The organism is Pseudomonas sp. TWI929, from assembly GCF_039673335.1.
Lineage (GTDB): Bacteria > Pseudomonadota > Gammaproteobacteria > Pseudomonadales > Pseudomonadaceae > Aquipseudomonas.
Genome location: NZ_JBDJLK010000145.1, coordinates 1 through 8,164 on the forward strand (window position 1 = coordinate 1; position 8,164 = coordinate 8,164).

The following is an 8,164-nucleotide window of genomic DNA, read 5'->3' on the forward strand; positions in this document are numbered from 1 at the left end:
GCAGCTTGGACCTTGTATTCTCTTGAGTAAGATTTACGCACTAATTTTGCCTCCAATTGGGCGCCATCATAGCGCCCGATGAAGGTGTCCAAAATCATTAGGCCAGTTCAGTTCCCCACCCAGATGATCACCACAGCGGCGCGCCCTGCGTATCGACATGGGCAGCGGTGATACCGGCGCCTGGGCCCGCTCCCCTCTGGCGCTTTCCAGCTGGACACTGGCCAGGGCTTCCACCGCCGCCCCGACCTGCGGGGTTGCCAGGCGAAAGTAGCGTTTGCGGCCCCTGGCTTCATGCCTGAGCAAACCGGCCGACGACAGCAACGAAAGATGCGCGCAGGCCGACGACGAAGTCAGGCCGGTCATTATCGCGAGTTCATTGGCAAGCCGTGGGGTACCGTCGATCAATGCCCACAACATGGCACTGCGCTTGGGGTCGGCCATCAGGCTGGCGATCTGGCTGATACTGCTGGCTGCGTTCATGTCCCTGTAACTCCCTGCAAGTTCACTAAGTGGATGCGATGGCCGACCCTGGCAGGGAAGCGCCTCTCGCTGGCACTGGCCTGGGTCGCCAGTATAAGCCGCAGAAAACACCATTCAGGCAGCCGCGTGCCGGGGCCTATCTGCCGAAAAACCACTGGGTATGCCTACCCATGGCAAGCCGTGAAGCAGCACTGGCAGCCTGCCCGCAACCCCGCCAGCAAGTGCTCTGGCGTACCCAGGCAGGGGCACAGCAACGGTGTCAGGAAATAAACCTGCTGCAACTTCGGATGTGGCCGACAACCACTTTCCACAAGTAACGCAAGCCAAAGCGAAGGTTCCACGTACTTGCAGGCATTGCGCCGCAAGCAGGAAAAACGCTGTAGAAAATGTTCCCGACGACCGTCAGTCAGGACACTAATACAGGTCATGGCAGGTAGGGGGGCCAGCGCTACACTTGAGCCGCTCTCCCCCTTTTGGAGGTATGCCGCAATGAAAATTGTCGTCAGTGCGTCGAGCCGAAACCCCGCCTGCCCCTGGCAGGTCCAGCTCGATCAACACGTGGTCAGTTTCCGCAGCGAGGCCGAGGCGCGGGCCTTTGTCGCCACGCTGGAAACCCGCCTGCAGGCACCTCACCCGCTTATGCGGGAGCCTTGGCCTGCAAGCGTCGGGTCAGCAGCGCGACACTGACCACCAGTGCCCCGCACAGGCTTATCACCAGCGCCATCGGCACCGCACTGCCATCATGCAGCAGCCCGACCAGCGCCGCCGCACCCGCTGCAACGCTGAATTGCACACAGCCCATCAGTGCCGAGGCACTGCCGGCCCGTGCGCCCTGCCCACTCATGGCGCAGGCTGAGGCATTGGGGATGATGCAGCCCAGGCTGGCAATACAGACGAACAACGGCACCAGCAGTGGCCACAGCTGCGCTGGGCGCAGTGCCGCCACGCCCAGCAGCACCAGGCCGGCAGCCAGGTACATCCACACCGCGCGCGCCAGCAGGAAAGCCGGCCCACGCTTGGCCAACAGGCGTGCATTTACCTGCGCCACCAGGATAAAGCCGGCGGCATTGGTGCCGAACAGCCAGCCGTAATGCTCGGCCGGTACGTCGTACAGTTTGATGAACACGAAGGGCGAACCGGCGATGTAGGCAAACATGCCAGCAATGGCGATACCGCCGGTCAAGGCATGCCCGAGGAACACCCGGTCAGCGAGCAGGCGCAGGTACTGGCGCAAGGCGCCAGACAGCGGCTGACGCGGTATGTGTTCGGGCAGGCTTTCCGGCAAGCCCAGGCTGACCGCCAGCAGGCAGCCGGCACTGAACAGGCTCAAGGCGAGGAAGATCGATTGCCAGCCTGACACATTCACCAACACCCCGCCCAACATCGGTGCCAGGATCGGCGCCAGGCCCATGACCAGCATCAGTTGCGAGAACACTTTGGCCGAGGCCACCGGGTCGCACTTGTCGCTGACGATGGCCCGCGACAGCACCATGCCGGCGCAACCGCCCAGTGCCTGGACAAACCGCGCCAGCACCAGGGTGTCGAGGTTAGGGGCATAGGCACAAGCCAGTGACGCCAGGGTGAACAGGGTGACGCCGAACATCAGCGGTTTGCGGCGGCCAAAGCGGTCAGCCACCGGCCCGTAGGCCAGCTGGCCGATGGACAGGCCGAGGAAGTAGGCGGCCAAGGTGGCCTGAACGTGTTTTTCATCGGTGGCGAACGCCTGCGCCATGGCCGGGAAGGCGGGCAGGTAGAAGTCGATCGCCAAGGGCCCGAACGCACTGAGTGCGCCCAGGATGAGCACCATTCGCAGGTTCATCAGGAATCCATAGCAGGCTAAGCAAGTGTTTGATTCTACCTGCTGTGGACCCTATCAATGTGAAAACATTTGCAACATAAAGGGCCGCAAAGCGGCCCTGGGGCCTCACGCCACCTCAGCCTTATACCCCTCATCCCGAATGGCGGTAAGAATCTGCTCCTGCGCCAACTCACTCTGCACCCGCACCTGCTTCGCCGCCAGGTCGATCTCGACCTTGGCCGCCGCATCCTGCTCCTGCACTGCCCGGGTCACGGCTTTCACACAATGGCCACAGGTCATGCCTTGTACGTTGAACACTTGCATGGGGTTATCTCCTTCAGGTTTTCAGCGAGTCTCAAGCTTGCCATCAGGGCAAGGTCAAGCCCTGTCTGCAACACCTGGGGTGGAAATCCGCGCCCGCGTCGGCCAAGCTGCGCCTTTGGATGTCAGGCTAGCAGGAGATTTTTCATGTTCAGGGCAGTTTTGGCCGTCGTCGGGCTATTGGGCACGCTGGCTGCGGTGCCACCAGCCAGCGCCGAAGGCAACTCGGACTACAGCGTACTGATCATTTCCCGCGAGCGCCTGGAAGTGGCCACCAGCTGCGAAATCGGCGTCTACCTCAATGATCAGCTCTCCGGGCGGGTGTTCCAGGAGCAGTCCACTTCGTTCAACCTGCCACCCGGCCCGGTGGACGTGCGCTTGCGCGTACTGCCCGGGCAAATGCCAGGCTGCGCAGCAGGTATCGAGGACCAGCGCAGCACACGTTTGAACCTGCAGGCGGGCCAGATCAACAAATACCGCATCGCCATGGGGCACTATGGGCTGGAGTTGAAGCGAGCCAGCCTGGGCTATTGACCTTACCTGCGTGGCAAGGTTGATGCTGGAGGCCTGTCCAAGGAGGAGTGCCATGCCCGCATCCACTACATACGACCTGCCGATTTCCGGCATGACCTGCGCCAGCTGTGCCGGCCGGGTCGAGCGCGCCCTGCGCAAGGTCACCGGCGCCGAACAAGTCAGCGTCAACCTCGCCACCGAACAGGCCCGGGTCCAGGCCCCGGCCAATAGCCTGCCCGCCCTGGTCGACGCCGTGCGCGAAGCCGGCTACGGCGTGCCTACCCGCACTGTCGAACTGCAGATTGGCGGCATGACCTGCGCCAGCTGCGTCGGCCGTGTAGAGCGCGCCCTTGGCAAGCTGCCTGGGGTCGAGCAGGTCAGCGTCAACCTGGCCAGCGAACGCGCACACCTCGAAGTGCTCACGGCCGTCGATGACAACCTGCTGATCGACGCCGTGCAAAAAGCCGGCTACAGCGCCAGCCTGCCGCAAACGGCCAAAGTCGATCAGAGTGCTGCCCTGCGTCGCCTGCGCAACGAGCGCCTGGCAGTCGGCGCAGCCTTGCTGCTGGCCCTGCCGCTGGTGTTGCCAATGCTGGTGCAACCGTTCGGCCTGCACTGGATGCTGCCCGCCTGGGCGCAGTTCCTGCTGGCAACGCCGGTGCAGTTCATTCTCGGCGCGCGCTTCTACGTGGCCGCCTGGAAGGCCGTACGGGCCGGTGCCGGCAACATGGACCTGCTGGTGGCCCTTGGCACCAGCGCCGGCTATGGCCTGAGCCTATACCAGTGGGCGCAGGCCCCCGCCGGCATGGTCCCGCACCTGTACTTCGAAGCCTCGGCCGTGGTGATTGCCCTGGTGTTGCTGGGCAAGTACCTGGAAAGCCGTGCCAAGCGCCAGACTGCCAGTGCCATCCGCGCCCTCGAAGCCCTGCGCCCGGAACGTGCCGTGCGCGTGGTCGATGGCCTGGAAGAAGACGTGGCCATCGCCCAGCTGCGCCTGGGCGACCTGGTACTGGTCAAGCCTGGTGAGCGCTTCCCGGTCGATGGTGTGGTCGAGGATGGCAGCAGCCATGCCGATGAAGCCCTGATCAGTGGCGAGAGCCTGCCGGTACCCAAGCAACCCGGCGACAGCGTCACCGGCGGTGCCATCAATGGTGAAGGCCGGCTGCTGGTGCGCACCCAGGCACTGGGCACCGAGACCGTGCTGGCGCGTATCATCCGCCTGGTGGAAGACGCCCAGGCCGCCAAGGCGCCGATCCAGAAGCTGGTCGACCGGGTCAGCCAGGTGTTCGTCCCGGCCGTGCTGGTATTGGCCCTGATCACCCTGGTCGGCTGGTGGCTGGCCGGCGCGCCGCTGGAAACCGCGCTGATCAACGCCGTTGCCGTGCTGGTCATCGCCTGCCCGTGTGCACTCGGCCTGGCCACGCCCGCAGCAATCATGGCCGGCACCGGGGTCGCCGCCCGCCACGGCATTCTGATCAAGGACGCCGAAGCCCTGGAGCGCGCACATGCGGTCAACCGGGTGGTGTTCGACAAGACCGGCACCCTGACCTCCGGCAGCCCCCGGGTGGTCCACAGCCAGGCGCAGGCAGGCACCAGCGCCGACCTGCACCGCCTGGCCGGTGCTCTTCAGCGCGGCAGTGAACACCCGTTGGCCAAGGCGGTGCTGGACGCCTGCAGCGAACAAGGTCTCGACGTGCCTGGCGTCAGCGACAGCCAGTCGCTGACCGGGCGCGGCATCGCCGGGAACGTGGAAGGCCGCGAGCTGGCCTTGGGCAACCGCCGGCTGCTCGATGAGAGCGGGTTGGAACCCGGCGACCTGGCTGCCAAGGCCCAGGCCTGGGAAGCTGAGGGGCGCACCTTGTCGTGGCTGATCGAGCGCGGCACTCAAGCCCGCGTGCTAGGCCTGTTCGCCTTTGGCGACAGTATCAAGCCCGGCGCCGCGCAGGCGGTCGACACCCTGCACGCCCAGCACATCAGCAGCCACCTGCTGACCGGCGACAACCGCGGCAGCGCCAAAGTGGTTGCCGACGCCCTGGGCATCGACGATGTGCATGCCGAAGTGCTGCCAGCCGACAAGGCTGCGACCGTGGCCGCGCTCAAGCAGAATGGTGTGGTCGCCATGGTCGGCGACGGTATCAACGATGCGCCGGCCCTGGCCGCCGCCGACATCGGCATTGCCATGGGCGGTGGTACTGACGTGGCCATGCAGGCCGCCGGCATCACCCTGATGCGTGGCGACCCGCGCCTGGTGCCCGCAGCCCTGGAGATCAGCCGCAAGACCTACGCGAAAATCCGCCAGAACCTGTTCTGGGCATTCATCTATAACCTGATTGGCATCCCGTTGGCCGCGCTGGGTTACCTCAACCCGGTACTGGCCGGCGCCGCCATGGCCCTGTCCAGCGTCAGCGTGGTCAGCAACGCGCTGTGGCTCAAGGCCTGGAAACCCACCAGCAGCACCCAGGAGGCGCCATGAACATCGGCCAGGCCGCCCGCCGCAGCGGGCTCAGTACCAAGATGATCCGTTACTACGAATCCATCGGCCTGCTCAAGCCCGCCACGCGCAGCGACAGCGGCTACCGGCTGTACCAGGCCGAAGACTTGCACAGCCTGGCCTTCATCAAGCGCTCACGCGACCTGGGCTTTTCTCTCGAAGAGGTCGGCAAGCTGCTGACCCTGTGGCAGGACCGCGAGCGTGCCAGCGCCGATGTGAAAGCGCTGGCCATGCAGCACATCGATGAGCTGAACCGGCGCATCGAGGAGCTGGTAAGCCTGCGCGACACCCTCAGCGAACTGGTTTCGCATTGCCAGGGGGACCACCGCCCGGACTGCCCGATCCTCAAGGACCTGGCCAATGGCGCTGCCGGCAATTGCTGCCACTGAACAATCGCAAGCGTTTGGTATGCCATAAACGTCCAAACGCGACCGAATAGTCACCAACTGCGACTTTGTCCAACAAATACAGGTGTTTTGGCTTCATAAAACCCGGATGGTGCCGATGCAGTTGCTACCTGCCTCGTGTGTCGACAATAAAAAATTCCGGGAGCGTCGATGAGCATCAAACAGAAACTGACCTGGGCATTCGCGGTCATCGCCGGCTTGCCCATCGTTCTTGTAGCCACCCTGGTGGTCCTCAACCTGCGTGGCGAAGCCCGCGACGGATTCCTCGACGGCAGCAGCCGGGAAATCCGCCAGGTCAGCAACGCGATGAACATCTTCTTTCAGGGTATCAACCAGAACGTCGAGTATATGGCGTCGCAGCCGCTGGTCGCCGCCACGGGCAGCGAACTGAACAAATACATGAGCGCAACGCCGTCCTACGAACTGGGCGACCAGGCCAGCAAAGTGCTGGAGTTCATGACCCGCCTGGCCACCACGCATCCCAGCTATGCCTACCTGTCCTACGGGGTAAACGACGGTGGTTACGTCGGCTGGCCGGCCGGGCAGAAGTTCGTCAATTATGACCCACGCACCCGCCCCTGGTACCAACTGGCCATGGCCAACCCCGGCAAGACCTTGCGTACCGGCGCCTACTACTGGGCTGCCGACGACGCCGTGCTGGTCAGTACCGTGCGCACCGTCGCCAACCAGCTGGGCAACCCCGGCGGCGTGGTCAACGTCGACGTCTCGCTCAAAGGCCTCACTGAGATCGTCCAGCAAATCAAGCTGGGCGAAAGCGGCTACGTGCTGCTGGTGGAAAACAACGGCAATGTACTGGTCGACCCCCGTGACGCCAAGCACAACTTCAAGCAACTGGCGAGCTTTGGCGACGGGTACGCCGAACTGGCCAAGCACGGCAAAGGGCTGGCCGAAGTAGAGCTCGATGGCGTGCGCTACATGGCCAACATCTACCCGGATGAACAGCTGGGTTGGACCTTGATCGGCCTGATCGAGCAAAGCGAAGTGATGCAGACCACCACCCGCCTGACCTGGCTGATCGGCGTCATCGCCGTGGTGCTGGCCGCAGTGTTCGCCGTCGTCGGTGCGGCCTTTGCCAAGCTGATCGTGCGCCCGATCAACAGCGTCACCAACGGTTTGGAAGACATTGCCCAAGGTGAGGGTGACCTGACCCGCAACCTGGAAATTCGTGGCCGCGACGAAACCGCTCAGTTGGCCAGCTGGTTCAACCAGTTCCTCGGTGCCATTCGCAGCCTGATCCAGCACATCGGCGCTGCTGCCAGCAAGATCCTCAGCACCTCCAGCAGTTCGACCCGGGTTTCCAGCGACATGGCAGAAGCAGCGGGCCGCCAGCGTGAAGCCGTGGACATGGTGTCCACCGCCTTCCATGAAATGGTCGCTACCGCCAACGAAGTGGCCCGTTCCTGCAGCCAGGCGGCGCAATCGGCCGACAGCGGCCAGCAGCAGGCCCGCGAAGGCCAGCAGCAGATCGATGCGGCGGTACACAGCGTCGACCGCCTGAGCCAGGAGATCGAGCAGTCGGCCCAGTCGATCCAGCAGTTGGAGCGTGACAGCAACGCCATCCAGTCGATCCTCGGCACCATCCGCTCGATTGCCGAGCAGACCAACCTGCTGGCTCTGAACGCCGCCATCGAAGCCGCCCGTGCCGGTGAGCAGGGCCGTGGCTTTGCCGTGGTGGCCGACGAAGTGCGGGCCCTGGCCAAGCGTACTGCCGACTCCACCGCCGAAATTGACGGCCTGCTGGGCAACCTGGCCAGCCGCACTGCCGAAGTTGCCGAGCAGATGCATGCCAGCCTGGAGGTTTCGCAACAGTCGGTCAGCCGCATTGGCCTGGCTCGCGACAGCTTTGGGCAGATCCGTGAGTCGGTGGATGTGATCCGCGACATGAACACCCAGATCGCCACGGCAGCCGAGGAACAGCACCAGGTAGCCGAGGACATCAACCGGCATATCAGCCAGATTCATGGCGATGCGCAACTGGTGGCCGAGCTGGCCCAGGCGGCGCGCCAGGACTCGGAGAGCCTGGCTGGGCTGTCCAATGAGCTGGATACGCTGGTGCGCAGGTTCCGTACCTGATGTGTGGCCTGTGCCGACCTCTTCGCGGCTAAAGCCGCTCCTACAGGGGGCGCGTTACCC

At 64.1% G+C, this 8,164-nt stretch carries 7 protein-coding genes and 1 pseudogene; 5 read left to right on the plus strand and 3 right to left on the minus strand.

All coding sequences use genetic code 11. The annotated features are described in order from the left end of the window. Positions 1 to 108 precede the first annotated feature (108 nt). Positions 109 to 480 (minus strand): annotated as a pseudogene (locus ABE456_RS27800) (helix-turn-helix transcriptional regulator); the annotation flags it as partial. Positions 481 to 969: 489 nt separating this feature from the next. On the opposite strand from ABE456_RS27800, the gene ABE456_RS27805 reads away from it, so the two are divergent. Continuing rightward, positions 970 to 1,167: a hypothetical protein gene (locus ABE456_RS27805; protein WP_075044510.1), complete on the plus strand. Its 198-nt coding sequence runs from the start codon at positions 970 to 972 to the stop codon at positions 1,165 to 1,167. Here ABE456_RS27805 and ABE456_RS27810 read toward each other — a convergent pair. Then, on the minus strand, positions 1,118 to 2,299 hold the full coding sequence (locus ABE456_RS27810; protein ID WP_346646790.1) for a multidrug effflux MFS transporter: 1,182 nt from the start codon (positions 2,297 to 2,299) through the stop codon (positions 1,118 to 1,120). The genes ABE456_RS27805 and ABE456_RS27810 overlap by 50 nt on opposite strands. Before the next feature lie 105 nt (positions 2,300 to 2,404). Beyond that, positions 2,405 to 2,602 (minus strand): cation transporter, encoded by a 198-nt coding sequence (locus ABE456_RS27815; protein ID WP_346646791.1) that lies wholly within the window; start codon positions 2,600 to 2,602, stop codon positions 2,405 to 2,407. A 144-nt stretch (positions 2,603 to 2,746) separates the two neighbouring features. On the opposite strand from ABE456_RS27815, the gene ABE456_RS27820 reads away from it, so the two are divergent. The 4 genes from ABE456_RS27820 (at position 2,747) to ABE456_RS27835 (ending at position 8,104) form a co-directional block, all read left to right on the plus strand. Further along, positions 2,747 to 3,133 (plus strand): hypothetical protein, encoded by a 387-nt coding sequence (locus tag ABE456_RS27820; protein WP_346646792.1) that lies wholly within the window; start codon positions 2,747 to 2,749, stop codon positions 3,131 to 3,133. A gap of 52 nt (positions 3,134 to 3,185) precedes the next feature. Beyond that, positions 3,186 to 5,585: a heavy metal translocating P-type ATPase gene (locus ABE456_RS27825; RefSeq protein WP_346646793.1), complete on the plus strand. Its 2,400-nt coding sequence runs from the start codon at positions 3,186 to 3,188 to the stop codon at positions 5,583 to 5,585. Next, complete coding sequence (cueR, locus tag ABE456_RS27830; protein WP_346646794.1) at positions 5,582 to 5,992, plus strand: Cu(I)-responsive transcriptional regulator; 411 nt, start codon at positions 5,582 to 5,584, stop codon at positions 5,990 to 5,992. Before ABE456_RS27825 ends, cueR begins: the two co-directional genes overlap by 4 nt. A 168-nt stretch (positions 5,993 to 6,160) precedes the next feature. Further along, entirely contained in the window at positions 6,161 to 8,104 is a 1,944-nt protein-coding gene (locus ABE456_RS27835) for a methyl-accepting chemotaxis protein (RefSeq protein ID WP_346646795.1), read from the plus strand. Positions 8,105 to 8,164 lie beyond the last annotated feature (60 nt).